The organism is Rhizobium sp. NZLR1 (genome assembly GCF_017357385.1).
In the GTDB taxonomy this organism is placed as follows: domain Bacteria; phylum Pseudomonadota; class Alphaproteobacteria; order Rhizobiales; family Rhizobiaceae; genus Rhizobium.
Genome location: NZ_CP071633.1, coordinates 625,895 through 648,192 on the forward strand (window position 1 = coordinate 625,895; position 22,298 = coordinate 648,192).

A 22,298-nucleotide genomic window follows, 5' to 3' on the forward strand; every position below is an offset into this window, starting at 1 on the left:
ATACTCCCGACTGCCTCCCTATCTTCCCGCTGAAGTAGGACGTTGGAGATCGATGCGGCTCGTTACTACGGATTGGCCTGACGCCGGGTCTCGATCGGCCGTCTGCAGTCGGAGCCTATCCTGTCCGATTTTTTCGATCATCAATATTGCGTTCCGGTCGCCATTGACCACGCGAGCCCAGGTCACGCGAAGATTGAGCGCGTCGCCCTGCCTGCTGCCCACCAGTTTGGATGGCTGTCCCGATGGTCCGATGTAGCTGCCGGTGTAACGCTGTCCCAATACCTTTACATTGGCCGAGAAAGCTCTTGTGAAAACCGCAAGGCCGCGACATTTCCCGTTCATCGACACAGCGGATTCACTGGCGTCGGATCGGAGCGAACAGGAGACATTGAGGTTTGTGCCGCCGATCTTGGTGAGCACCATCCCGGTCCCGTGCCAATCGCCTGCCAAGGATCGCAAAAACCCTGTCTCCGACGCCTTTGCGGTGTCAGGCAGGCACGACAGCGAGAATATGGCAGCAATCAGAGCCGCACGCATGAAAGCCTCCCCGGTTAAGCGCTCTCCCGAACCGATGATGCGGCCGATTGTTCCGACAAGGCTCATGCCTTTGAATGGGCGTGCCACGTTTGCGGTGAAGGTCGGTGCCCTTGCCGCATTGCGGCGTCAATCGGGTCGACTTCTATGGGATACGATAAATTGGGTCATGCCGGCTGTCGAGAACACGCATACCGGGAAAGGCACGGTGGCCGCTATTCCTCTTCCGCCTGAAACCGTTGAGTAATAAGGAGAGGGAGGTGCGTTGTGCATTTCGACCAGCGCGGTGTGATTCACCGCCTGCCCCTCGTGCGCGTCGCCAGAACATTGCGGATCGAGAAACTGGAATGAATTCTGAGAACGCCCGGCAGGGTCGATAGTATTTCCTTGTGGATCCGCTCGAATTCGCCCGGACTGGCGACCTCCACGCGCAGGAGATAGTCGGAACCGCCCGTCATCAGAAAGCATTCGCGGATCTCAGGATGCCGGCGGACCGCCGCCTCGAAGCGGTCGAGATGGTCCTCCGTCTGCCGTTCGAGGGTGATGTTGATGATCACGGCGATCATCTCATCCGCATTGCCGGTGTCCACCAGCGCCGTATAGCCGCGGATCACGGCTGATTTTTCCATGATCTTGATGCGCCGGAGGCAGGCCGATGGAGAAAGGCCGATCTCTGCTGCGAGCTTGGCATTGCTCATGCGGGCATCGAGGCGCAGCAGTCTCAGAATATTGCGATCGGTAGCGTCGAGGGCGGACATGATTGTTCATTCCAATTTTTAGCTGATTATGCGGATAATAGATAAATTGTGCAAGATCATGCGACGAAATGATGAGCAATTTCGCTCATTATTTCATAGACTCCGGGTGGCAAATGGATAAGGGGTCGATATGGATAGCGACATTTTGGTTTCCCGCACCCGCACCGTCCCGGCCATGCAGGGTGCGACGGGCTATCTGACAATCGATCTGGCAGCGCTCGGCCGTAACTACCGTAAGCTCGTATCGGTGCTGGCGCCGGTTCGCTCGGGGGCCGTTGTCAAGGCCGACGCCTACGGCCTCGGCGCCGAACGGGTCGCCCAAACACTCTATGATCACGGCTGCAGGCATTTCTTCGTCGCCCAGTTCGTCGAGGCCGTCAGGTTGCGGCCGGCCCTTGCGCGCGACGCTCAGATTTTCGTGCTGAACGGCTTGCAGCCGGGCAACGAGATCGCCTGCGCCGAGATGGGCATCGTCCCGGTTCTCAACTCGCTGGCCCAGTGGCGGCAATGGGCGACGGCAGCGCGCATGCTGAAGCGCTGCCTGCCTGCCGTGCTGCAATTCGACACCGGCATGTCGCGGCTCGGTTTTCCCGAGGAGGAGCGAACCGAGCTGGCGGTGGCCCTTGGCGAAGCCAGCAGCGTCGAAATCCTGTTCATCATGAGCCATCTGGCTTCAGCCGACGACGTGGGGAGCGAGCAGAACGGCGAGCAATTTGCCGAAATGTCGCGCATTGCCGACGAATTTCCCGGCTACGATATCTCCTTCGCCAATTCCGGCGGCGTGTTCCTGGGCCGGGCCTGTCACGGCGTGCTCGCTCGCCCCGGCATCGCCCTTTATGGCGGCGCTCCGAACTCCAGCGTCGAGAACCCGATGGAACCGGTCGTCAACCTTGATGTCGCCGTCGTGCAGACGCGCACTGTACCATCCGGCGCGAAAGTCGGTTACGGAGGCGCGCATGTCACGCGAGGGGAAATGCGTCTCGCCACCATTGCCGCGGGCTACGCCGACGGCCTGCCGCGCAGCCTCAGCGATCGCGGCGCCGTCTATTTCAACGGTATCCGCCTGCCAATCGTCGGCCGCGTGTCGATGGATAGTACGACCGTCGACATATCGGCATTGCCGGAAGGCGCGCTGAGCCTCGGCAGCCTTGTCGAAGTGCTCGGCCCCAGCCAGACGCTCGAGGACATCGCCGGCGACGCCGGCACTGTATCTTACGAAATCCTAACCGGTCTGGGCGATCGTTATCACAGGCAATATCGCTGAGAGCCCGCCGGCTGCATCATTGGGAAGATCATGAAAGTCATCGTTCTGGGGGCCGGCATTGTCGGCATCACATCCGCTTATCAGTTGGCTAAATCAGGCCATGAGGTCACGGTCGTCGACCGGCAGAAAGGTCCGGCGCTGGAGACGAGCTTTGCCAATGCCGGCGAAGTCTCTTTCGGCTATTGCTCGCCATGGGCAGCGCCCGGCATTCCTGCCAAAGCCATCAAGTGGCTGTTCATGAAACATGCGCCGCTCGTCCTGCGCCCGAAACTCGACATGGCCATGCTCTCCTGGATGGCAAGGATGTTGTCGAACTGCACCTCCGAGCGCTATGCAATCAACAAGAGCCGCATGCTGCGCCTTGCAGATTACAGCCGCATCGCGCTGGCCGAGCTTCGCGCAGAAACCGGCATCGCCTATGACGAACGCATGCAGGGAACCCTGCAACTGTTCCGCACGCAGCAGCAGCTTGATGCCTCGGCAAAGGATGTCAAGGCGCTGGCCGCCGACGGCATTCCCTATGAAGTGCTGGACCGGGACGGCTGCATCCGCTTCGAACCGGCATTGAAGCACGTGCGCGACAAGATCGTCGGCGGCCTGCTGACGCCGAAGGACGAGACCGGTGACTGCTTCAAATTCACCAATGCGCTGGCCGCGAAGGCCGAAGCGCTTGGTGTCCGATTCGTTTACGGGACGACGATCAAAGCACTGGATGTCGAGGCCGGCCGCGTGCGCGGCGTTATCACCGATCGTGAACGGATGAGTGCGGATGCGGTGGTGGTTGCGCTCGGCAGCTATTCGCCGCTGCTGCTCAAGCCCTTCGGCATCAGCCTGCCGGTCTATCCCGTCAAGGGTTACTCGCTCACTATCCCGATCACTGACGCGTCGCGCGCACCGGAATCGACCGTCATGGACGAGACTTACAAGATTGCGATCACCCGGCTCGGCGACCGGATCCGGGTCGGCGGCATGGCTGAAATCTCAGGCTATACCAACGATCTCGGCCTGGCCCGCCGCAGCACGCTGGAGCATTCCGTGACCGACCTTTTCCCCGGCGGCGATGTTTCCAAAGCGTCCTTCTGGTCCGGCCTGCGCCCGATGACGCCGGATGGCACGCCGGTCATCGGTCCGACAAAGATCATCGGCCTCTTCCTCAATACCGGCCACGGTACGCTCGGCTGGACGATGAGCACCGGTTCGGCGCGGTTGATCAGCGATCTGGTCGGCGGCCGCACGCCTGAGATCGACGCTCGGGATCTCGCAATCAATCGCTACGGCTGAAACCTCATCCGACGGCGCTAAATGAAGAGAATTGATTGCGCAAATCGCTTATCACCGATGGGCATTGTCTTTGAGGTCATGAATGTCCAGTCGTTCCCATAACCCCGTCAATGGCAGCTTCCTCCACGATCCGGCGAGGCAGAGTCCGTCGTTTTGGGAGACGGCCTTCAGCGGGACGGACCCGGACGCACTCTCGGAAATATTGTCGACGCCGAACTCCCCGATCAAGGCTGCGGCTCAGGCTGACGCGCCCATCGCCTACCGCTGCAATTTCGTCTCGACGGAAGATCTGGCCATAGCCGAATGCGCCTACGAAGGCACGATCTCGATCAGGCGGGAGGCACCCAGCGGCAAGGTGATCATATTCCTGCCGATGGAGGGAAACGCCGTCTTCCATGCGGGGAAGGAGCAGATCCATTCGGTTCCCGGTTGCGGTACCATTCTCGGGGCAGGCCGCGCCTCGGGTGCCCGCCTAGTCGGCCCGCGCCATCATCTCGGTCTGTTCATCGATCAAGCGAGGATCAACAGGCAGCTGACGCATATGTTTGAGCGAACGATCATCGGTGACACCGATTTTCATCCCATTATCGACCTGACGACCGGTTCGGGACTTGTGTTGCAGCAACTGGCCGTGAACCTCCATCGCGGGCTGAACCGCGACGGGCCGCTGCGACAGTCGCCGCTGGCTCTGAACGCGCTCTGCGACGCGACGATCTATCTGCTGCTGGAGACCTGTCCCCATCGCTATTCGGAGGCACTCGCGCTCCCCGCTCCGGCGCCCGCTCCACGCCATGTGAAATGGGCCATTGACTTCATGCGGGAACATATCGCCGAGCCGATTTCGCTGAGCGACATCGCGACCGCAGCCGAGGTCAGCGTTCGGACCTTGCAACAGGGTTTCCGGCAGTTCAGGGATACCACTCCGATGGCCTACCTGCATGAACTCAGGATGCTTGCCGCCCATCGCGATTTGCTCGAATCCGGCTTGAAACAGGCCGTCGCCGACATCGCGCTCAGATGGGGGTTTACCCATCTCGGGCGATTTTCAGCTGAATATAAGAAGCGTTTCGGTCAACTGCCGTCGCAGACCTTGAAGCGCTGAGTTCCACGTCGGCGGCCGGATGGTTCCGTCGGCGATGGACTAAATGTCCGATCGCTGACGGGGGACGCCGGATGCAGGTCTATGCGGCGCGCTTCAGTGCATCGCCGAGGGTCGAAACGATCGTGTCGATCTGGTTTTTCTCGATGATGAGCGGTGGCGAGAGCGCGATGATGTCGCCGGTCACGCGGATCAGCAGGCCCTTGTTGAAGCAGTCGACGAAGATGTCGTAACCGCGGGTTCCCGGTGCCCCGTCACGGGGCGCCAGTTCGACCGCGCCCACCAGACCGAGATTGCGGATATCGACGACATGAGGCTGGCCTTTCAGCGAATGGAGGCCCTCCTGCCAGTATTCGGCAAGCTCGGATGCACGGGACAATAGCCCCTCCTCCTCATAGATTTCGAGGGTCGCGAGGCCGGCTGCGCAGGCGACCGGATGGCCGGAATAGGTATAGCCATGGAAGAGCTCGATCGCATTTTCCGGGCCGACCATCAGGCCGTCATAGATCTTGCGGCTGGCAAAGACCGCGCCCATCGGGATTGCACCGTTGGTGAGGCCCTTTGCCGTGGTGACGAGATCGGGCACGACGCCGAAATAATCGACCGCGAAAGGCGTGCCGAGGCGGCCGAAGCCGGTGATGACCTCGTCGAAGATCAGCAGGATGCCGTGCTTGTCGGCGGTTGCACGCAGCTTTTCCAGATAGCCCTTCGGCGGCAGGACCACGCCCGCCGATCCCGACATCGGCTCGACGATGACGGCGGCGATGGTTTCGGCGCCGTGCAGTTGCACCAGGCGTTCCAGATCGTCGGCCAGTTCCACGCCGTGGGCAGGAAGGCCCTTCGAAAACGCATTGCGCTCGACGTCGAGCGTATGGCGCATATGGTCGGCCGGTATCTGCGGAAAGACCCGCCGGTTGTTGACGAGGCCGCCGACGGAAATGCCGCCAAAGCCGACGCCGTGATATCCCTTCTCGCGCCCGATGATCCGCGTACGCGTGCCCTGGCCGATCGCACGCTGGTAGGCGATGGCGATCTTCAGCGCCGTATCGACCGATTCCGAACCAGAGCCTGTAAAGAAGACCCTGTCGAGCTTGGCTTCCGGGCCGCCTGGCGCGTTCGCAGCCAGCTTCGCGGCGAAGTCGAAGGCGATCGGATGGCCCATCTGGAAGGTCGGGGCATAGTCGAGCGTCGCAAGCTGCCGCTCGACCGCCTGGGAGATCTTCCTGCGGCCGTGGCCGGCATTGCAGCACCAGAGCCCGGCGGTGCCGTCAAGCACCTGATTTCCATCGACATCGGTGTAATACATGCCCTCCGCGGCCGCCAGAAGGCGCGGCGTCGCCTTGAATTGCCGGTTCGCGGTGAACGGCATCCAGAAATTATCGAGTACGGGCGCGTTGGTTTTGCTGATCTGGTCCATGCTGGCCTCCTGTGATTGCCGCCGAGCATGGCAATTTCTTCTTGTCAAACAAGTCCTTTTCTCAGTCGGCACAAGTCATTGAAATTAAATAGACGAGAAGGTAGTCTTTTCGATATTCTGGACAACATAAACGGACCGCACCATGTCAGTCGATATCGGCAACCGCCTTCGCCATCTCCGTATCGCCCGCAAGCTTTCGCAGCGTGAACTTGCCAAGCGTACGGGAGTGCCGAATTCGACCATTTCGCTGATAGAATCGAACGCCTCCAACCCCTCGGTCGGGGCTTTGAAGAGAATTCTGGACGGGATCCCGATCGGTCTGGCGGAATTCTTCGCCTTTGAGCCTGAGCGTCCAAGGAAGGCCTTCTATGCGGCCGAGGAACTGGTTGAGATCGGCAAGGGTGCCATCTCCTACAGGCAGGTTGGGGAGAACTTGTTCGGGCGCAGCCTGCAAATGCTCAAGGAATGCTACCAGCCAGGCGCCGACACCGGAAAGATTCCGCTTGTCCACGAGGGAGAGGAGGGCGGGATCGTACTCTCGGGAAGGCTTGAGGTGACCGTCGACGACGAGCGGCGTATCCTCGGGCCGGGCGATGCCTATTATTTCGAGAGCCGGCGACCGCATCGGTTCCGCTGTGTCGGGCCTGTACCTTGCGACGTCATCAGCGCCTGCACGCCACCAACTTTTTAGAACAGGATGTCGTCCGAAAACCGCTTAAACCTTTCGGCATCATGCTCTAGCCTTTGCCCTCGATGCGGGCGAGCACCCCGTCGAGTGCTGCGGTAAGTGCGGCAACGCCGCCCTTCTTGTCGAAGTCGGAAAGAACCTGCTCGTTCAGTCCTCCCCTGGTGGCGAATTCGCGGCTCAGCGCACTGAACGGCTCGGCGCCGGCTCCGCTCGCCTTCTGCGCCAGGCCTGCGAAGAGCGGGGCTATGTAGGCCTGTCCCTTCGCCCTTTCGAGCCCGCTTTTTTCCAGCCAGCCGGCAACCGATTCCATGATGCCGAAGTAGGTCGACATGACGGCGCTTGCGGCTGCGAGGAGATCATATTCCTTCCTGGACTGGCATTGGACGGCCGTTCCGAGCGTGTCAAACAGCGCCGCAACCGTGGCATCCGCGGGATAGACGGCGGTCACACCTTGCCGGTGTGCGACGAAGGGCAGGGGTATCGCCTGCAGGAGGCTGACATCGGCGCCGATCCATTCGAGCAGGGCTTGGCGCTCCGTCGCCGCGACGAGGCTGACGACCATCTGGCCATTCCTGAACGAAAGTTCCCGCACGACCTCCTCGGCGATCTGCGGCCGTATCGCCAGAAACACCATGTCGCTGCGCGCGACGACATCCTGATTGTCGCGGGCGATCGTCACGGCGGCGAATTCGGCCGCCAGGCCCTCGGCGATATGGGCGCTTCGTGGCGAAACGTGAATCTCGGCGGCATAGGCCGGTTCGGCCAGTAGCCCACGAACCATCGCTTCGGTGATGGCGCCGGTGCCGACAAATCCGATTCTGTCGATCTTCATCTAATTACTCCGCAGCCCGCAACGGTCCCAGCGCGACATCCGTGGTGTAGTTCTCGCGCATGAAGTTGATGAAATTGTCCTGGAACTGGCGTGTATGGGCGTGAGCGAGCTCATCGGCGAGATCGACGTTCTTGTCCTTGATGGCATCGAGCATCAGCGAGTGCTCGTCGGTCAAGAGATAGCCCTCATGGGTCCGCTCCAGATATTCGAAATGCAGGTGGAGCATGCGCTGTCCCTGCGACAGCAGCTTCTCGTAGAACGAGGCGAGATACTGATTTTTTCCGGCATGGGCGATGGCCATGTGGAACTCCTTGTTGGCTTCCGACATGGCCAGGTGATTGCCGGTTTTGACTGCCGCCTCGAAGGTTTTCAGCCGCTTGGTGATGGTCTTCAGGTCGGTTTCCGTCCTGAGTGCGGCGGCAAGCCGCGTATTCATGCGCTGCGCGATATCGAGCGCCTCCACATATTTGGGAAAGGTCGCCACTTCGATCGGCGCAACAATCGTGCTGCGGTTGGAAAGCGTCACGACCAGTTCGTCGCCGCCGAGCCGGATCAGGGCTTCGCGCACCGGCGAGCGCGACATGTCGAAGCGTTCGGCGAGCGTCATCTCGTCGAGGAGCTGACCGGGCGGCAGAGCGAGCGACAGGATCTCGTTGCGGAGCGTCTCGTAGACGCTCTTCCAGCCAGTCCCACGGATTCGTTTCACTTCCGATTCATCAGACACTCAAGTCCCTTTCTCCAAACGCAGGTCCCATTGGGCCAGAAAATCAGCGTGTCGGCAATGGAATTTTTCCGCTTGACTTTGTCGACACGCTGTTGACATATTATTCACAGTCGACACGAAGCCGACAAGAAAATAAGAGAAACGGCTGCAGCCGACGAGTGGAACCGCGCGCTTCGCGCACAGCAAAAGAGGAATGCCCGATGCTTTCGAAACTGATGACGTCCGCCTTGCGGGCGCTGCCCGCGCTCGCCCTGATGGGCGGTCTTTGCGCAACCGCCGCACATGCTGAGACCGCCGAAGGATATTGGCAGGGCGTGCAGAAGGCGGGTGTGCTGCGCTGCGGCGCGGCAGTGGCGCCGCCCTATGTCATGCGCGATCCGGCAACCGGCGAATATTCCGGCTTCTTTGCCGATCTCTGCAAGGAATTTGCCGACGTCCTTAAGGTGAAGCCTGAATTCGTCGATACGACCTGGGACAACATCGTTGCCGGCCTGCAGGCGGGCAAATGGGATCTGTCACTGGCGCTCAACCGGACCTCGGCGCGTGCCATGGCTGTGCAGTTTTCGATCCCGGCGATGGAGTACCAGATCTCGCTCGCCTATAACAAAAACAATCCGAAAATTCCGGCCGGCGCCGCCTCGGTGGCCGATATCGACAAGGCGGGCGTGACGCTCGCGGTCATGTCCGGCACGGCGCAGGACAAAGCCATCTCCGCGGCGGTGAAGAATGCCACGGTCATGCGTCTTCCCGGCAACGACGAAACCCGCCTGGCAGTGAGCTCGAAGCGCGCCGATATCCTGGTCGACGCTTCCGACACCAACCAGCTCTTCACGCAATCGAACCCGGATTGGGCGCTGGCGCTCAACCCGACGCCGGCACTCGCCAAGCAGGGCGTTGCTTTCGGCCTGCCGCATCAGCTTTCGGCCGCCGACGTCGAAGTGATCAATATCTTCCTCGAAGAGAGGGTCGCCACCGGCCATGTCGATGAACTGATCCGCAAGGCGGTCGACGACGTGCTCAAGGGCGCAAAGTAACCTCGCCGGGCCGGTGCGAAGATCGCGCCGGCCCTTCCAGCTTCGATCATCGGAGATTGGCCATGACCACGTCTTTCAGCCTTCCCCTCGTGAAAATGCAGGCGCTCCACAAAAGCTATGGAAACGGAGCCATTCAGGTGCTGAAAGGCATCGACATCGAAATGAAGCCCGGCGAACGTGTCGTCGTCATCGGGCCCAGCGGCGGCGGCAAAAGCACGCTGCTGCGCGTGATGATGGGGCTGGAGCAGATCGACAGCGGGTCAGTCAGCTTCGATGGGAGTGCATATATTTCATCCGATAGCGCAGGCCGGAAGACCCAGATCGACACCGATGTCCGCCGTTCGATCGGCATGGTGTTCCAGCACTACACGCTGTTTCCGCATCTGAACGTCATTCAGAACCTGATTCTTGCTCCCTGCAAGGTGCGCGGAGAAGCCAAGGCGAAGGCCACGGCCCGCGCGCAGGCGCTGCTCGAGCGGTTCGGGCTCGCAGCCAAATCCAATGCCTATCCGGCCCAGCTTTCCGGTGGCCAGAAACAGCGCGTCGCTATTGCCCGCGCGCTCATGCTCGACCCGAAACTGATGCTTTTCGACGAAGTCACGTCGGCTCTCGACCCGGAGCTCGTCAGCGAGGTGGAGCAGGTCATCCTGCAACTCGCCGCCCAGAACATGCCGATGATGATCGTGACCCACGACATGTGGTTCGCCAAGAACATCGCCTCGCGCGTCATCTTCTGCGCCGGCGGCGTGGTCGTCGAGGACGGCCCTCCCGAGCAGGTGCTCGCCGCCCCGCGCGAGGAGCGTACGAAGGAATTCATCGACCGCGTTTTCCATATTAAGCAGTAGGCCCATCAAGAAGTAGGCCCATCAAGAAGTAGGGAGGCACAAGTGAACTACACGTTCGACTTCAACGCAGTCTCCATCGCTCCGCTTCTGCAGGGGCTGTGGGTTTCACTGCAATTGACGGCCGCGGCAAACGTCATCGGCATCGTTCTGGGCTTCGGACTGGCCCTGCTGATCATGAGCCCGATCAAGGTCGTGCGGCTGCCGTTCATGCTTTTCGTCGAATTCTTCCGCTGCACGCCGGCCATCGTTCAGATCGTCTGGATATTCTACTGCGTACCGATGCTGTTCGACGTCTTCCTCGATCCGATGACGATGGGCATCATGGCGCTCGGTCTCAACCTGATGGCGTTCAACGCCGAGGCCTACCGGGCATCCATCCAGGCGGTTCCGCGCGAGCAGCTCGACGCCGGCATCGCGCTCGGTCTCAATCCGCTGCAACGGGTGCTTTACATCGTGTTTCCGACGGCGTTCCGCGCCTCGATCCCGGTGCTTTTGACCAACGGCATCGTCATCTTCCAGCAGAGCGCGCTGGTCGCGATCGTGGCGATCCAGGACCTGATGTACCAGGGCAAAACGCTGGCGACGGAGACTTATCGTCCGATTGAGACCTTCACCGTCGTCGCCCTCATCTATTTCACTGTCTCCTTCCCGATAACCCAGATCGTCGGCCTGCTCGAACGCCGCCGCCAGATCCTCGTCAGCTAGGAGGCCAGAATGACACTCGACTTCTCGATCCTGCTGCGCTTCGAAAACGCACTCCTGCTCGGCCTATGGATGACGATCAAGCTCACGGTCATCTGCGTCGTGCTCGGATGCTCCCTCGGCTTCCTCGTCGGCCTTGCCCGAACGTCGCGCAACCTCGTACTTCGCGCGGTCTCGAGCCTGTACGTCGAATTCTTCCGCGGCACGCCGGTCCTCATCCAGCTCTTCTGGATATTTTTCTGCCTGCCGCTCATCCTCGGCGTCGAGCTTTCGAACTTGGTATCGGGCGTCATCGCGCTCACGCTCTACATGGGAGCGATTGCCAGCGAAACCTTCCGGGCCAGCCTCAAGTCCATCGGCCGGGAACAGCTGGACGCCTGCGTCGCTCTCGGCCTGCCGCGCAGGGCCCAGGTCCTGAACGTCGTGCTACCCCAAGCGGTGCTGCGGGCAATTCCGACGCTGCTGTCGAACTGCGTCAGCCTTTTCAAGGAGAGCGCGCTCGTCTCGGCGGTGGGGATGGCCGATCTGATGTTCGTCGGCCAGAACATCTCCAACAACACCGCCCGTCCCGTCGAGGTGCTGACGATCGTCGCCCTGATCTACTTCATCATCGCCTTCCCACTCACGCGGGCCGTCTCCCTCATCGAGGGACGCATTCTCAAGAAGCTCGCAATCTAACAATGTCGTTCCCAGACAGGAGAATCCCATGAAACTTTCCGGCGTCATGCCCGCGCTCATCACTCCCTTCGACGCGTACAACAAGATCGACTTCAAGGCATTCGAAAAGCTCCTGGCACATCTGCGTGAGGCAGGCGTCACCGGTTGGGTTCCAAACGGGTCGACCGGCGAGTATTTCAGCCAATCCAAGGAAGAGCGCCGTGACGTGCTGCAGTTCGTCAAGGAATTTGCCAAACCGGGCGAAATTCTGATCGCCGGCACCAACGCGCCCGCCACCCGCGAGGTGATCGAGCAGACGGCGATGGCCAAGGATATCGGCTATGACACGGTGCTGCTGGCGCCGCCATTTTATACCCGTCCGACCCAGGCAGAGCTCATCAAGCACTACGAAGCCGTGCTCCGTGCCGTCGATGTGAGCCTCGTCCTTTATTCCTATCCGGCCAAGGATGGCTCGGACATCAGTTTCGAGCTGATGGATCATTTTGCCGATAATGCGCATGTGATCGGGATCAAGGAAAGCTCTGGGGTATTGCAGCGCGCGATCGACATCGCCAGTCGCTATGAGGGCAAGATCCAGCTCGTCAGCGGCTCCGACGATATCGCGCTCGATTTCATGTTCTGGGGCGCGGAAAGCTGGATCTGCGGTCCGTCCAACTGCATGGCCAAGGCCTGCTGCGATCTCGACCGCACGTTCAGATCCGGCGATCTGGACAAGGCGCGCCAGCAGATGAAAACGCTCTACCGGGCGATGAATATTCTCGAGAGCGGCAAGTTCGTGCAGAAGATCAAGTACGGCTGCGAGCTTCAGGGCTTGCCCGTGGGTGCGTGCCGCGCACCACTCGGCGAACTGACGGTGGAGGAAAAGGCCGAGTTCAAGGCGGCGATGCAACCGATCCTCAACTGGTAATAAGAACAGGTCGGGGTGGCCGAGCCGCCCCGAGGATCTCTAAATTTGCGAGGTTCACCGTGTCATCCATTGTGGTCGTCGGCGCCGGCATTATCGGCGCCACCATCGCCTATGAACTGCAGCGCCGGGGAAACAACGTCACCTTGCTCGACAAGGCGGCGCCGGGTCGAGGCGCCTCCTATGGCAATATGGCGAGCATCGCCGTCACCGAATTCATGCCGGCCTCGCGCCCCGGCATCTGGGCGCAGATGCCCAAATGGCTGCTCGATCCGGAAGGTCCTGTGCGCATCCGGCCCGGCTATCTGCCGAAACTGGTGCCCTGGTTCCTCATGTTCCTCGCTGCGAGCCGTCCCTCGAAGCTGAGGGAATTGGAGGCGGCCGGCGCCGCGCTCTGCCGGCGCGTCCACGAAGATCTGGACGTGTTGCTGAAGGAGACGGGCCTCACGCACATGCTGACGGCCGAGGGGTGCCTCAGCCTCTATGCCGACGAGGCCGAGTTCCAGACGGACCGGGAACATATCGATATCCTGGAGCGCTTCGGCTTCCGGCACGAAATCCTTGGCGGCAATGCCATCCGCGATCTCGAGCCGGCTTTGACGACCACGATCGGCAAGGCGGTCCTTTTTCCCGACAACCGGTCGATCGCCGATCCGTACAAGCTCGTCACCGCGCTGACTGAAAAATTCCAGGCGCTCGGCGGCAGGATCGTTCAGGGTGATGTCGTCGATTTCGAGCAAAACGAGGCCGGCGTTTCCGCGGTCCGCCTGGCAGATGGGCAGATCTTTGCCGCGAACGCGGTGGTGCTTGCGGCCGGCGCCTTCACTGCCCGGCTTTCCGCGCTGCTGCGGGAACATATCCCGCTCGAAACCGAACGCGGCTATCACACGCAGATCATGGAGCCTGGTATTTCGATGCGCCATTCGATCATCTGGCCGGCGCGCGCTTTCATGGTTACGCCGACGGCAGGCGGCATCCGCGTCGGCGGTACGGTCGAAATGGCCGGCCTCGATGCTCCGCCGGATTATCGGCGTGCAAAGATCCTGGTGAAGCGAGCCCAAGAGGCGCTGCCTGAGCTGAAGGCGGTGGAGACGACGGAATGGATGGGGCATCGCCCGGCGCTGCCCGACACCGTGCCGGTCATGGGGCCGTCCGCCAAGCGCCGCAACGTCTGGTACGCCACCGGCCATGGACATCTCGGTCTCACCTATGCAGCCACGACCGGCCGCCTGATGGCCGATCTTGTTACGGGCGCGCAGCCGCCCGTGGACATGAGACCCTACCGTATCGACCGCTTCTAGGGCGGTTGACACCTACGAAAGCAAGGGAGTGAACATGCGAAGCGAACTCTATATCGACGGACAGTGGGTGAAGCCGATCAAGGGTGGTACCTGCACGGTGACCAACCCTGCAACGGAAGAGGTGATCCAGACGATCGGCGCCGCAACGGCCGAGGACGTCGATCTTGCCGTCAAGGCAGCTCGCCGAGCCTTCGACAAGGACGGCTGGCCGAAGCTGACGGGTGCCCAGCGCGCGCGGTATCTCCGCGCGATCGCCGATGGCATCCGTGCCCATCAGGCCGAGATCGCACACCTCGAAGTTCTCGATAATGGCAAGCCGTTCCCCGAGGCCGATTGGGACGTTGCCGACGCGGCGGGCTGCTTCGATTTCTATGCGGGGCTCGCCGAACAGCTCGACAACAATCCCGAGGAGGCGATCGCGCTTCCCGATCAGCGCTTTACCTCCAAGGCGGTCCGCGAGCCGCTGGGCGTCGCCGGCGCGATCATTCCCTGGAACTATCCGCTGCTGATGGCGGCGTGGAAGGTTGCGCCGGCACTGGCCGCCGGCTGCACCATGGTGCTGAAGCCTGCCGAATTGACGTCGCTGACGGCGCTCGAACTGGCGGCGGTCGCCGACGAAGCCGGGTTGCCGCCGGGCGTGCTCAACATCGTTACGGGAGCGGGGTCGGTCGCCGGACAGGCGATCATCGATCACAAGGAGGTGGACAAGCTGGCCTTTACCGGCTCCGGGCCGGTCGGCTCGAAAATCATGGCGGCAGCCGCTCGCGACATCAAGCGCGTCAGCCTCGAACTCGGCGGAAAGTCGCCCTTCGTCGTCTTCGAGGACGCCGATATCGACAAGGCCGCCGAGTGGATCATGTTCGGCATCTTCTGGAACCAGGGCCAGGTCTGCTCCGCGACGTCTAGAGTCCTGGTGCAGGACACCGTCTACGAGCGGTTGCTTGCGCGTCTCATCGAGGAAACGACCAAGATCAAGATCGGCAACGGCCTGGACGCGGGCGTTCTGCTGGGGCCGCTGGTTTCCGAGCGCCAGCACGAGCAGGTCGTTGCGGCGATCGAAGCGGCCCGGCAGGCAGGCGCGACGGTTGCCTGTGGTGGAGCCCGTCCCGAAGGGTTCGACAGGGGCTACTATCTCCAGCCGACCGTTCTGACGGACGTTCCGCTCGACAGCGCCGCCTGGGTGGAGGAAATCTTCGGGCCCGTCGTCTGCATAAGGCCGTTCAAGACCGAGGAGGAGGCGATCGAGCTCGCCAATGATACCCGCTTCGGCCTTGCAGCCGCGGTGATGTCGAAGGACGACATTCGGGCTGAGCGCGTCGCGGCCGCCTTCCGCGCCGGCATCGTCTGGATCAACTGCTCGCAGCCGACCTTCACCGAGGCGCCCTGGGGCGGCTACAAGGAATCCGGCATCGGCCGCGAACTCGGCCGCTGGGGTCTCGACAACTATCTCGAGACCAAGCAGATCACCCGCTTCGCCAGCGAAGATCCCTGGGGCTGGTACATCAAGCCGGAGGCGGCCGAATGAACTGGGACCGCAGCCTCGACTTGCTGCAGGTCCACTGCCAGGGTGAGATCGGCAAGGTCATCGTCTCAGGCGCGCCTGAGATACCGGGTGCGACGATGCTCGATAAAATGAACCATATCAACACGGTCAACGACAGCCTGCGCCGCTTCGTCACCTTCGAGCCGCGCGCCAATGTCGCCATGTCGGTGAACCTGCTGGTCGCGCCGACGCGCGCCGATGCCGACGCCGGCTTCATCGTGCTGCAGGCCGACCGCGCTCATCCGATGTCCGGCAGCAACTGCATCTGCGTGGTCACCGCCCTTCTCGAGAGCGGGCGGCTGCCGATGTCGGAGCCGGAGACGATCGTCCGCCTCGATACGCCGGCCGGTCTCATCGTCGCGCGTGCCATCTGCCGTGACAACAGATGCCTGTCCGTCAGTCTCGACAACGTGCCCAGCTTCGCGGAAGCGCTGGACCGGGAAGTGGAGACGCCGAAATGGGGGCGCATCAAGATCGATGTCGCTTTCGGCGGCGTCTATTATGCGCTGGTCGACGTCGACCAGCTCGGCCTCGATATTGCGCCTGTCAATGCCCGACTGCTGGCGGAAGCCGGTATCGAGCTCAAGGCGCTTCTGGCTGGCCAGGTCTCGGTCGCTCATCCCGTCCTGAGCGGCGTCGACGAGATCGCTTACGTGATGTTCCGCGGCCGTGAAGCCGATGGCGCGGTGAGGACCTGCACGACGCTGCAGCCGGGCCGCGTCGACCGCTCGCCCTGTGGAACCGGCAGTTCGGCGAACCTGGCAACGCTCTATGCCCGCGGCGAGGTCTCCGTTGGAGATGCGAGGACGTCGCGGTCGATCATCGGCGGCGAGTTCCTGGCAGAGGCGATCGGCGAAACCGAGGTGGGCGGCCGCCGCGCCGTGCTGCCGAGAATAACCGGCCAAGCATATATCTATGGCCGGGAACAGCTGCGTATCTCCGACGACGATCCCTTCGCCGCAGGATTTGCCCTGTCCGACACCTGGGGCCCCCAGGTCGACCTGCTCGGTTAGGAGTCACGATGTCCCACGTTCAATCCCTGGCCGGCCAGACGGTCCTCGTCACCGGAGCATCGGGCGGGATCGGCGCCGCCATCGTCGAGCGCCTGTCTGCCGAAGGCGCGCGCCCCGTCATCCATTACGGGCGTGACAAAGAGAGGGCGCAAGCCCTGCTCCGCAAGCTCGGTGGCAACGGCCGGATCGTCCAGGCCGACCTCTCCAGCCTGGACGGCGCCTTCGCGCTATGGCGCGACGCGCTCGCGGCGGCGGGGCGCATTCATGCCGTCGTCAACAATGCCGGCATCCGCAACGAGATTTCGATCGACGCCGATCCGTCCGATTGGCGGGCCGCCTGGCAGAAAGAATTTCAGGTGAATTTCTTCGCAGCGGCGGACCTCTGCAAGGAGGCCATCATGTATTTCAAACAACAGGGCGGCGGGCGGATCGTCAATATGGCCAGCCGCGCCGGACAGCGCGGTTACGCCGCCGACGCCATGCCCTACGGCGCGACCAAGGCCGCGCTCATCAATCTCACAAAATCGATCGCGCGCAGCTTCGGGCGCGATGGGGTCGTCGCCGTCTCCATTGCGCCGGGCTGGGTGCGCACCGACATGGCCGAAGAGTTCGTGGCGAAACACGGAAAGGACGCTGTTGTCGGCGACATCCCGATCGGCGAGATGGCAGAGACAGCCGAGATCGCCGAGCTGGTGGCGTTCCTGCTCCGCCCTTCGCAGGCGTCGGTCAATGGAGCGACCTTCGATGTCAACGGCGGCAGCTATATCAGGTAGGAGAGTGACATGAAGAGATTTTCGGGCAAGGTCGCGGTCGTGACAGGCGGCGGAGGCGGCATCGGGTCGGCCATCTCAAGGAGGCTCGCCGATGAAGGCGCTCTGGTGGTGGTGACGGATGCCAACGCCCAGGCCGCAGGCGAAGTCGCCGCGCTCATCGAGGCGGCAGGCGGATCGGCGACCGCCATTGCGGCCGACATCTCCCGCAAGCCGGAATGCGTCGAGTTGGTCGAGAAAGCCTTTGCCATCAAGGGGCGGCTCGACGTGCTGGTCAACAATGCCGGTATCAACCGGCGCGGCAACCTGCTCTCTCTGTCGGATGAAGATTGGCAGACGAGTTTCGCGGTCAATCTGGATTCGATGTTCCATCTCTGCCGCGCGGCCCTGCCGCATATGATCGCGGGCGGTGGCGGTGCGATCGTCAACACGGGCTCGCAATGGGGGCTCCATCCCGCGCCGAACCACATTGCCTATAACACGACGAAGGCGGCGGTCGCCGCCTTCACCCAGAATCTCGCCAGGGACTACGTGCCCGACAAAGTGCGGGTCAATGCCGTCTGTCCTGGCGAAATCCACACGCCGATGCTGGAGGCCGGCGTCACCCGCTCGGGCCGGACGATCGCCGATCTTGACAAGCTCGTTCCCTACGGTCGCATCGGCAGGCCGGAGGAGGTCGCGGCCCTCGTCGCATTCCTCGCCTCCGACGAGGCGGCATTCATGTGCGGCTCGCTCGTGGAAATTACCGGCGCACAAGCCGTGGCGTGAAAGTGCCGATCGGCTTTGCATCCGGATCGTTCCTCGAACATCTCCCCGAAAAAAGCCCCGCTGTGCGGCAGTTCATGATCGACGGGGACCCGTCAGGCGCCCGCAATCTTCACGATGGCTTCGAATACCGCGCGCGGCATTTTCAGCCCTTCCGACCCTGGCCTGGGATGTTCGATGCCGCTGACGCCAGGCACGAACACGCCGTGCTCTTGGAGGCGGGCTGCCTGGCGACGTGCACGTTCGACAAGGCCATCATCAGGGCGCCCGGGCATCATCGCCACGACCGTCAAGCCCACTGCGGGGCTGGCGCTCCCCTCTCTGAAAGACGGCGTGTCCAATGACCAGGGGCCGCCGGACAGGCCGGCCGACAGCATTTCCACCATCAGCGCCACATTGGCGCCCTTGCGCCCGCCGAAGGGAAGCAGGGCTCCGCCGAGCGCTTTTGCGGCATCGGAGGTGTTCATTCCCGCTTTGTCGACGGCCCATCCTTCCGGGATGCTGCGCCCCTCGGCTGCTGCTGCGACGATATTGACATAGGCGGTGGCGCTGGAGGCCTGATCGATGATGAGAGGCAGCGACCCTTCTCCAAGCGGAAAGCCGAAGGCCAGCGGGTTCGTGCTGTAGACAGCCGCGCCGCCTGCTTTGGCGACCACCATGGCATTGGCGTTGGTTGCGGCGATGCCGACAATCCCTTCGCCGGCGAGCCTGCGAACATAATAGCCGAGTTCTCCTGCCGTATAGCTGTTCGTCTGTGTGAAGACGGCGAGCCCGAAATTGCGCACCGCGGCCGTGAGATCGTCGAACGCAAGATCGAAACCGAGTTGGGCGATGCCCTGATCGGCATTGGCGACGAAGAAGGCGGGATAGGGACGCTCGCAGGTCGGCGCAGGATCGCAGTTGATGCGGCCCTCGCGGAAGCTGTCGAGGTAATCCACCATGTGCGGAAATCCGAGTGTCGAAGGCCCATAAAGCGCGGCGGACAAGGTGGCGCCCACAAGGGAGCGGGCGGTGGCTTCCCGAGCGCCGGCTGCCAGGCAGGCTCGCATCGCTAAAGCCTCGGCTTCCGCCTGATAGACTACGACCTCATCCGGCATCTCAAATCTCCGCTCTTTCAGGGCATCCGGTCCGATCGGTGCCGTGGCCCGACCGTCCTAGCAAAAGCAGGGGACCGCCAACAGCAAAATGTACAATAGTGTCTGCAAGACTAAAGCATGTCGTGCAAAAGTGTGCAGCGGTTTTGCGTCAACGACATGCGCAAAAACAAAGAGCTAAAGCGCAAGGAGCGAATCTGAAAGATCGCGACGCGCTTTGATGCGTGAATTCGCCATTGGATTGAGACGCCGCCGGACTCGCTCGCCGTCCCGGCGGGGCAACATCCCTTCGCCTGGCGCCTTTCCATTGACGGGGCACCGATCCAAGGGTGTGGCCCGCTGGTCAAGCAGGCCGGTGCTACGAATTGCAGTGGCTGCCGGGATCTTGCGGGCATTGCCGATCTCAGGATGCCGCGACGACATATGCGAACGCAGCGTGGTCAGCAGAACGAGGGCGCGCCGCGGCGGCGGTCGTCCGTTACTCTTCTGACCCATGCCTCGTCACTTACGGTCTACTTGTAGGTGATCGTATCGCTGGTCCGCGGTCGATTGAAGAAATGCTGATCGAAGCTGTAGCCGTTCATTCCGGTAAAGCTTGAAAAGAACGCCGAGACGGGTGTCGTCAATTTGTATTGCACCCGCGTCAGTACGACCTGAACGCCTTGATCCTGGATTTGCGACGGGATTTCGATCGCGCTCGCGGTACCGGATTTGAGCGCGGTGGTGTTGAATGCGGCAGACCAGTTGACCGTCGCGCTGCCAGTCTTGCTGATATCGTTGACGGTGACCGTTATCGTGAGACCCGTCGTGTCATAGGGTTGGAGGATGAAGCTGGCGCCGGAAAGAAGCTTGGCGACGTCAGACGTCGTCCAGGTGTTCTGCTGCGAGATCATGTCGCCCGTTGTGGAGGCGATTTCGTCTATCTTGCGGCTGACCGTGAGCGCATGGCCGAGGTCGACAGTGCCGAACAGCAGCATCACCAGGAGCGGCAGCACGAGCGCGAATTCGACCCCCGAGGCGGCTCTGCGGTCGCGCGTAAGATGGAGGATGCGGGATAGGACGCATCGGAAAAAGGAGAGATTCCGCTTTATCATCATCTCAGAAAGGCTCGTTACGAAACAGCACGGAAGATCCGATGAGATAGCGGCCGTCGGAAAGCTTAGCGCTCGAAAGACTGAGGAAATTGACGACGGCCGTCCAGGGCAGGAAGGTCTGGACCAGGATATAGTCGCTGCCCTGACCGATATTGTAAGTCTCGGTGACGGCGAGCTTGCCGCTGGTGTCGATTGGATTGCCGCTGGTCGCGGACGACAGATCGGAAAGCACGCTCACCTTGACCAGGAGATCGCTGGAGCAGTTGAACGAGAGCAGCATGTCATTACAAATTCTGGCTTTGAAATCGGCCAATGTGATCTTCGAAGACGCTACCTCGCCGGTGCGGATCATCCGCGAGATCTTGTGCACCGAAGCGTCAAGCGTGGCGTTGACGAAGAACATCAGCGACACTTCGATAATGCCAAATATGATGATGAAGAGCGGCAGGGCCAGGATCGCAAATTCAATTGCAGCGACGCCATCGCGATCACCCAAGATGCGGCGAAGCAAGACAAACAATCCCCTTCGCCTCATTGGGTCAGCCGAACGGAAGAGAGATATTGTGTGAAGAGCGCCGACAGACCTGCCGTGATCTCGGCTGATGACGCTGCTGAAATGAACAGGCTCTTGGAGGATGCGCAGTCCGAGAGCGCATAGGGAATGTAGTCGCGTCTCGTGATGCTTGTAGACACGCCGCTCTGCATGGTGCCGCCCCAGGTATTCTTCCAGTTGGCGCTTGCCATGGTCGAGCCGACGGTCGCGTTGTAACCCCAATCCGAGGTGAGCGGCAGGTATTCAGTGTAAAGCACGGCCATCGTGTCGGATTGATTTTTCAGATAACCGCACCAGTCCGGATTGAGCGGCGCGACTTTATTCCAGTATGCTCCGGATACAGCCTTGTTGTTCTTCCATACGACGCTGTCGGTAACCCATTCGCGCTGCGACTGGACGCCATCCGTCAACAGCAGAACGAGCTTGAGCGGCGTGCCTGAGGTAGTTCCGTCCCCTCCGGTGCCGACCTTCTGCTTCAGCGTCGCCAGCGACACGTCGAAATAGGTGGCCGCCTTCGAGGTCGCGCTGGTGAGGCCGTAGCTCGAATCCGCGAGGCGGCTGCGCGCGGTGTCCGTGCTCAGCGTTGGGGCCAGAACCTCCGTCAGCGTATCGCCCAGGCTATATAATCCGACCTTGATTCGTTGATGATTGCTGTCGGACGTGTCGACCAAAGCAAGCACGTCCTTGACGGCGTCACCGGCGACATCGGCGCGCAGCTTTATGTTCTTGGCCGTGCTGTATTCATAGTTGTTGGCGTATGTCTTGTTGCCGATAGTGTGGGAATCGCCCGTGTGGCAGGCGAACTGGCAGCCGATCCCGGAATACATGGTCGCCTGACCTGCAGTCGTTGCCGCCAGAAGCATCGAAGGCGACGTGTCGATGACGATATAGACGTTGAGGTAGGAGGTGGCCGGCCCCTTGACGGCGCTGCCGACGCTGATGGGAACGGTGTTGATGTTGGCAATCTTCATCAACGTCGTCGGAACGGTGCCGCTTGCCGTCGCGGTTATCTTATGGTTGCTGGTATCGATATTGATGTCACCAAGCGTATAGCTGCTTTCCACCTGCGCGCCGAACCAGTCGGACACTTTCTGTTTGAGGGCGGTGCTGTCGTCGGTGTCGATCTCTTTGACAGCGGCAATCAGGGCAGTGTCAAGATCGCTCTGCATCCTCTGTCGGATATTGTAGGTGCGAATGTAGTCGAAGCTCGCGCCGACCGCGATGATCATCGGGACCAGGGTGAGGGCGACGACGATCGCGACGTTGCCGCCTCTATCTCTTCCGAGACTGCGAAGGGTTCCGAAGACCCGGGCAAGTGAATGTGAAAGAGTCGACCGCAAAGAAACACCGCATATGGATTATGAAAATAGTCCCGTGCGAGATGTCGCTAAAGCGCTTAAGCCTC

23 protein-coding genes are annotated in these 22,298 nt (G+C 61.5%); 14 read left to right on the top strand and 9 right to left on the bottom strand.

Annotation, left to right across the window (positions count from 1 at the left end):
• Positions 1-18 precede the first annotated feature (18 nt).
• Together J3O30_RS25385 and J3O30_RS25390 are read right to left on the bottom strand one after the other, a co-directional pair.
• Entirely contained in the window at positions 19-537 is a 519-nt protein-coding gene (locus J3O30_RS25385; RefSeq protein WP_207584542.1) for a hypothetical protein, read from the bottom strand.
• A gap of 290 nt (positions 538-827) precedes the next feature.
• A complete protein-coding gene (locus tag J3O30_RS25390; RefSeq protein ID WP_207584543.1) occupies positions 828-1,292 on the bottom strand; it encodes an Lrp/AsnC family transcriptional regulator in 465 nt (154 codons plus the stop codon).
• A 130-nt stretch (positions 1,293-1,422) separates the two neighbouring features.
• Between J3O30_RS25390 and alr the strand changes: the two genes are divergently transcribed.
• From alr to J3O30_RS25405, 3 genes are all read left to right on the top strand, one after another.
• The gene (gene alr, locus J3O30_RS25395; RefSeq protein WP_207584544.1) at positions 1,423-2,556 is read left to right on the top strand and encodes an alanine racemase; all 1,134 of its coding nucleotides are present in this window, start codon (positions 1,423-1,425) and stop codon (positions 2,554-2,556) included.
• A gap of 30 nt (positions 2,557-2,586) precedes the next feature.
• Positions 2,587-3,837 carry a D-amino acid dehydrogenase gene (locus J3O30_RS25400; RefSeq protein WP_207584545.1) on the top strand — a complete coding sequence of 417 codons (1,251 nt, stop codon included), beginning with the start codon at positions 2,587-2,589 and terminating at the stop codon, positions 3,835-3,837.
• An 82-nt stretch (positions 3,838-3,919) separates the two neighbouring features.
• A complete protein-coding gene (locus J3O30_RS25405) occupies positions 3,920-4,939 on the top strand; it encodes an AraC family transcriptional regulator (protein ID WP_207584546.1) in 1,020 nt (339 codons plus the stop codon).
• Positions 4,940-5,018: 79 nt separating this feature from the next.
• Here the strand turns inward: J3O30_RS25405 and J3O30_RS25410 are convergent, their stop codons facing one another.
• Complete coding sequence (locus J3O30_RS25410) at positions 5,019-6,353, bottom strand: aspartate aminotransferase family protein (RefSeq protein WP_207584547.1); 1,335 nt, start codon at positions 6,351-6,353, stop codon at positions 5,019-5,021.
• A 142-nt stretch (positions 6,354-6,495) separates the two neighbouring features.
• Here J3O30_RS25410 and J3O30_RS25415 point away from each other — a divergent pair, with 142 nt between their 5' ends.
• Positions 6,496-7,044: a cupin domain-containing protein gene (locus tag J3O30_RS25415; protein WP_207584548.1), complete on the top strand. Its 549-nt coding sequence runs from the start codon at positions 6,496-6,498 to the stop codon at positions 7,042-7,044.
• Between the two features lie 46 nt (positions 7,045-7,090).
• Here J3O30_RS25415 and J3O30_RS25420 read toward each other — a convergent pair whose 3' ends face one another.
• The gene (locus tag J3O30_RS25420; RefSeq protein WP_207584549.1) at positions 7,091-7,873 is read right to left on the bottom strand and encodes a pyrroline-5-carboxylate reductase; all 783 of its coding nucleotides are present in this window, start codon (positions 7,871-7,873) and stop codon (positions 7,091-7,093) included.
• 4 nt (positions 7,874-7,877) lie between these two features.
• A complete protein-coding gene (locus tag J3O30_RS25425) occupies positions 7,878-8,597 on the bottom strand; it encodes a GntR family transcriptional regulator (protein ID WP_207584550.1) in 720 nt (239 codons plus the stop codon).
• 200 nt (positions 8,598-8,797) lie between these two features.
• On the opposite strand from J3O30_RS25425, the gene J3O30_RS25430 reads away from it, so the two are divergent.
• The 10 genes from J3O30_RS25430 to J3O30_RS25475 all read left to right on the top strand — a co-directional run bounded on the left by J3O30_RS25430 (position 8,798) and on the right by J3O30_RS25475 (position 18,155).
• The gene (locus tag J3O30_RS25430) at positions 8,798-9,631 is read left to right on the top strand and encodes a transporter substrate-binding domain-containing protein (RefSeq protein WP_207584551.1); all 834 of its coding nucleotides are present in this window, start codon (positions 8,798-8,800) and stop codon (positions 9,629-9,631) included.
• 62 nt (positions 9,632-9,693) lie between these two features.
• The gene (locus J3O30_RS25435) at positions 9,694-10,476 is read left to right on the top strand and encodes an amino acid ABC transporter ATP-binding protein (RefSeq protein WP_207584552.1); all 783 of its coding nucleotides are present in this window, start codon (positions 9,694-9,696) and stop codon (positions 10,474-10,476) included.
• A 42-nt stretch (positions 10,477-10,518) separates the two neighbouring features.
• On the top strand, positions 10,519-11,181 hold the full coding sequence (locus tag J3O30_RS25440) for an amino acid ABC transporter permease (RefSeq protein ID WP_207584553.1): 663 nt from the start codon (positions 10,519-10,521) through the stop codon (positions 11,179-11,181).
• Positions 11,182-11,190: 9 nt separating this feature from the next.
• Complete coding sequence (locus J3O30_RS25445) at positions 11,191-11,856, top strand: amino acid ABC transporter permease (protein ID WP_207584554.1); 666 nt, start codon at positions 11,191-11,193, stop codon at positions 11,854-11,856.
• A 28-nt stretch (positions 11,857-11,884) separates the two neighbouring features.
• Positions 11,885-12,763: a dihydrodipicolinate synthase family protein gene (locus J3O30_RS25450; protein ID WP_207584555.1), complete on the top strand. Its 879-nt coding sequence runs from the start codon at positions 11,885-11,887 to the stop codon at positions 12,761-12,763.
• Positions 12,764-12,822: 59 nt separating this feature from the next.
• Positions 12,823-14,061 (top strand): FAD-binding oxidoreductase, encoded by a 1,239-nt coding sequence (locus J3O30_RS25455; protein WP_207584556.1) that lies wholly within the window; start codon positions 12,823-12,825, stop codon positions 14,059-14,061.
• Between the two features lie 34 nt (positions 14,062-14,095).
• On the top strand, positions 14,096-15,586 hold the full coding sequence (locus J3O30_RS25460; protein WP_207584557.1) for an aldehyde dehydrogenase family protein: 1,491 nt from the start codon (positions 14,096-14,098) through the stop codon (positions 15,584-15,586).
• The gene (locus J3O30_RS25465) at positions 15,583-16,617 is read left to right on the top strand and encodes a proline racemase family protein (RefSeq protein WP_207584558.1); all 1,035 of its coding nucleotides are present in this window, start codon (positions 15,583-15,585) and stop codon (positions 16,615-16,617) included. The genes J3O30_RS25460 and J3O30_RS25465 overlap by 4 nt, the downstream gene beginning before the upstream one ends.
• Before the next feature lie 8 nt (positions 16,618-16,625).
• Positions 16,626-17,390 (top strand): SDR family NAD(P)-dependent oxidoreductase, encoded by a 765-nt coding sequence (locus J3O30_RS25470; RefSeq protein ID WP_207584559.1) that lies wholly within the window; start codon positions 16,626-16,628, stop codon positions 17,388-17,390.
• 9 nt (positions 17,391-17,399) lie between these two features.
• Positions 17,400-18,155 carry an SDR family NAD(P)-dependent oxidoreductase gene (locus J3O30_RS25475; RefSeq protein ID WP_207584560.1) on the top strand — a complete coding sequence of 252 codons (756 nt, stop codon included), beginning with the start codon at positions 17,400-17,402 and terminating at the stop codon, positions 18,153-18,155.
• Between the two features lie 92 nt (positions 18,156-18,247).
• Here J3O30_RS25475 and J3O30_RS25480 read toward each other — a convergent pair whose 3' ends face one another.
• From J3O30_RS25480 to J3O30_RS25495, 4 genes are all read right to left on the bottom strand, one after another.
• Positions 18,248-19,249, bottom strand: a complete 1,002-nt coding sequence (locus J3O30_RS25480; protein WP_207584561.1) for an Ldh family oxidoreductase — start codon at positions 19,247-19,249, stop codon at positions 18,248-18,250.
• 509 nt (positions 19,250-19,758) lie between these two features.
• Positions 19,759-20,343: a TadE/TadG family type IV pilus assembly protein gene (locus tag J3O30_RS25485; protein WP_207584562.1), complete on the bottom strand. Its 585-nt coding sequence runs from the start codon at positions 20,341-20,343 to the stop codon at positions 19,759-19,761.
• 1 nt (position 20,344) lies between these two features.
• Positions 20,345-20,875: a TadE/TadG family type IV pilus assembly protein gene (locus J3O30_RS25490; protein WP_207584563.1), complete on the bottom strand. Its 531-nt coding sequence runs from the start codon at positions 20,873-20,875 to the stop codon at positions 20,345-20,347.
• Positions 20,872-22,233: a TadE/TadG family type IV pilus assembly protein gene (locus J3O30_RS25495; RefSeq protein ID WP_207584564.1), complete on the bottom strand. Its 1,362-nt coding sequence runs from the start codon at positions 22,231-22,233 to the stop codon at positions 20,872-20,874. The genes J3O30_RS25490 and J3O30_RS25495 overlap by 4 nt, the downstream gene beginning before the upstream one ends.
• Positions 22,234-22,298 lie beyond the last annotated feature (65 nt).

Bases quoted from the DNA above. Each gene is read 5' to 3' on its own strand.
- J3O30_RS25385 (WP_207584542.1), bottom strand. From the start codon at position 537: ATGCGTGCGGCTCTGATTGCTGCCATATTCTCGCTGTCGTGCCTGCCT.
- J3O30_RS25390 (WP_207584543.1), bottom strand. From the start codon at position 1,292: ATGTCCGCCCTCGACGCTACCGATCGCAATATTCTGAGACTGCTGCGC.
- alr (WP_207584544.1), top strand. From the start codon at position 1,423: ATGGATAGCGACATTTTGGTTTCCCGCACCCGCACCGTCCCGGCCATG.
- J3O30_RS25400 (WP_207584545.1), top strand. From the start codon at position 2,587: ATGAAAGTCATCGTTCTGGGGGCCGGCATTGTCGGCATCACATCCGCT.
- J3O30_RS25405 (WP_207584546.1), top strand. From the start codon at position 3,920: ATGTCCAGTCGTTCCCATAACCCCGTCAATGGCAGCTTCCTCCACGAT.
- J3O30_RS25410 (WP_207584547.1), bottom strand. From the start codon at position 6,353: ATGGACCAGATCAGCAAAACCAACGCGCCCGTACTCGATAATTTCTGG.
- J3O30_RS25415 (WP_207584548.1), top strand. From the start codon at position 6,496: ATGTCAGTCGATATCGGCAACCGCCTTCGCCATCTCCGTATCGCCCGC.
- J3O30_RS25420 (WP_207584549.1), bottom strand. From the start codon at position 7,873: ATGAAGATCGACAGAATCGGATTTGTCGGCACCGGCGCCATCACCGAA.
- J3O30_RS25430 (WP_207584551.1), top strand. From the start codon at position 8,798: ATGCTTTCGAAACTGATGACGTCCGCCTTGCGGGCGCTGCCCGCGCTC.
- J3O30_RS25435 (WP_207584552.1), top strand. From the start codon at position 9,694: ATGACCACGTCTTTCAGCCTTCCCCTCGTGAAAATGCAGGCGCTCCAC.
- J3O30_RS25445 (WP_207584554.1), top strand. From the start codon at position 11,191: ATGACACTCGACTTCTCGATCCTGCTGCGCTTCGAAAACGCACTCCTG.
- J3O30_RS25450 (WP_207584555.1), top strand. From the start codon at position 11,885: ATGAAACTTTCCGGCGTCATGCCCGCGCTCATCACTCCCTTCGACGCG.
- J3O30_RS25460 (WP_207584557.1), top strand. From the start codon at position 14,096: ATGCGAAGCGAACTCTATATCGACGGACAGTGGGTGAAGCCGATCAAG.
- J3O30_RS25465 (WP_207584558.1), top strand. From the start codon at position 15,583: ATGAACTGGGACCGCAGCCTCGACTTGCTGCAGGTCCACTGCCAGGGT.
- J3O30_RS25470 (WP_207584559.1), top strand. From the start codon at position 16,626: ATGTCCCACGTTCAATCCCTGGCCGGCCAGACGGTCCTCGTCACCGGA.
- J3O30_RS25475 (WP_207584560.1), top strand. From the start codon at position 17,400: ATGAAGAGATTTTCGGGCAAGGTCGCGGTCGTGACAGGCGGCGGAGGC.
- J3O30_RS25480 (WP_207584561.1), bottom strand. From the start codon at position 19,249: ATGCCGGATGAGGTCGTAGTCTATCAGGCGGAAGCCGAGGCTTTAGCG.
- J3O30_RS25485 (WP_207584562.1), bottom strand. From the start codon at position 20,343: ATGATGATAAAGCGGAATCTCTCCTTTTTCCGATGCGTCCTATCCCGC.
- J3O30_RS25490 (WP_207584563.1), bottom strand. From the start codon at position 20,875: ATGAGGCGAAGGGGATTGTTTGTCTTGCTTCGCCGCATCTTGGGTGAT.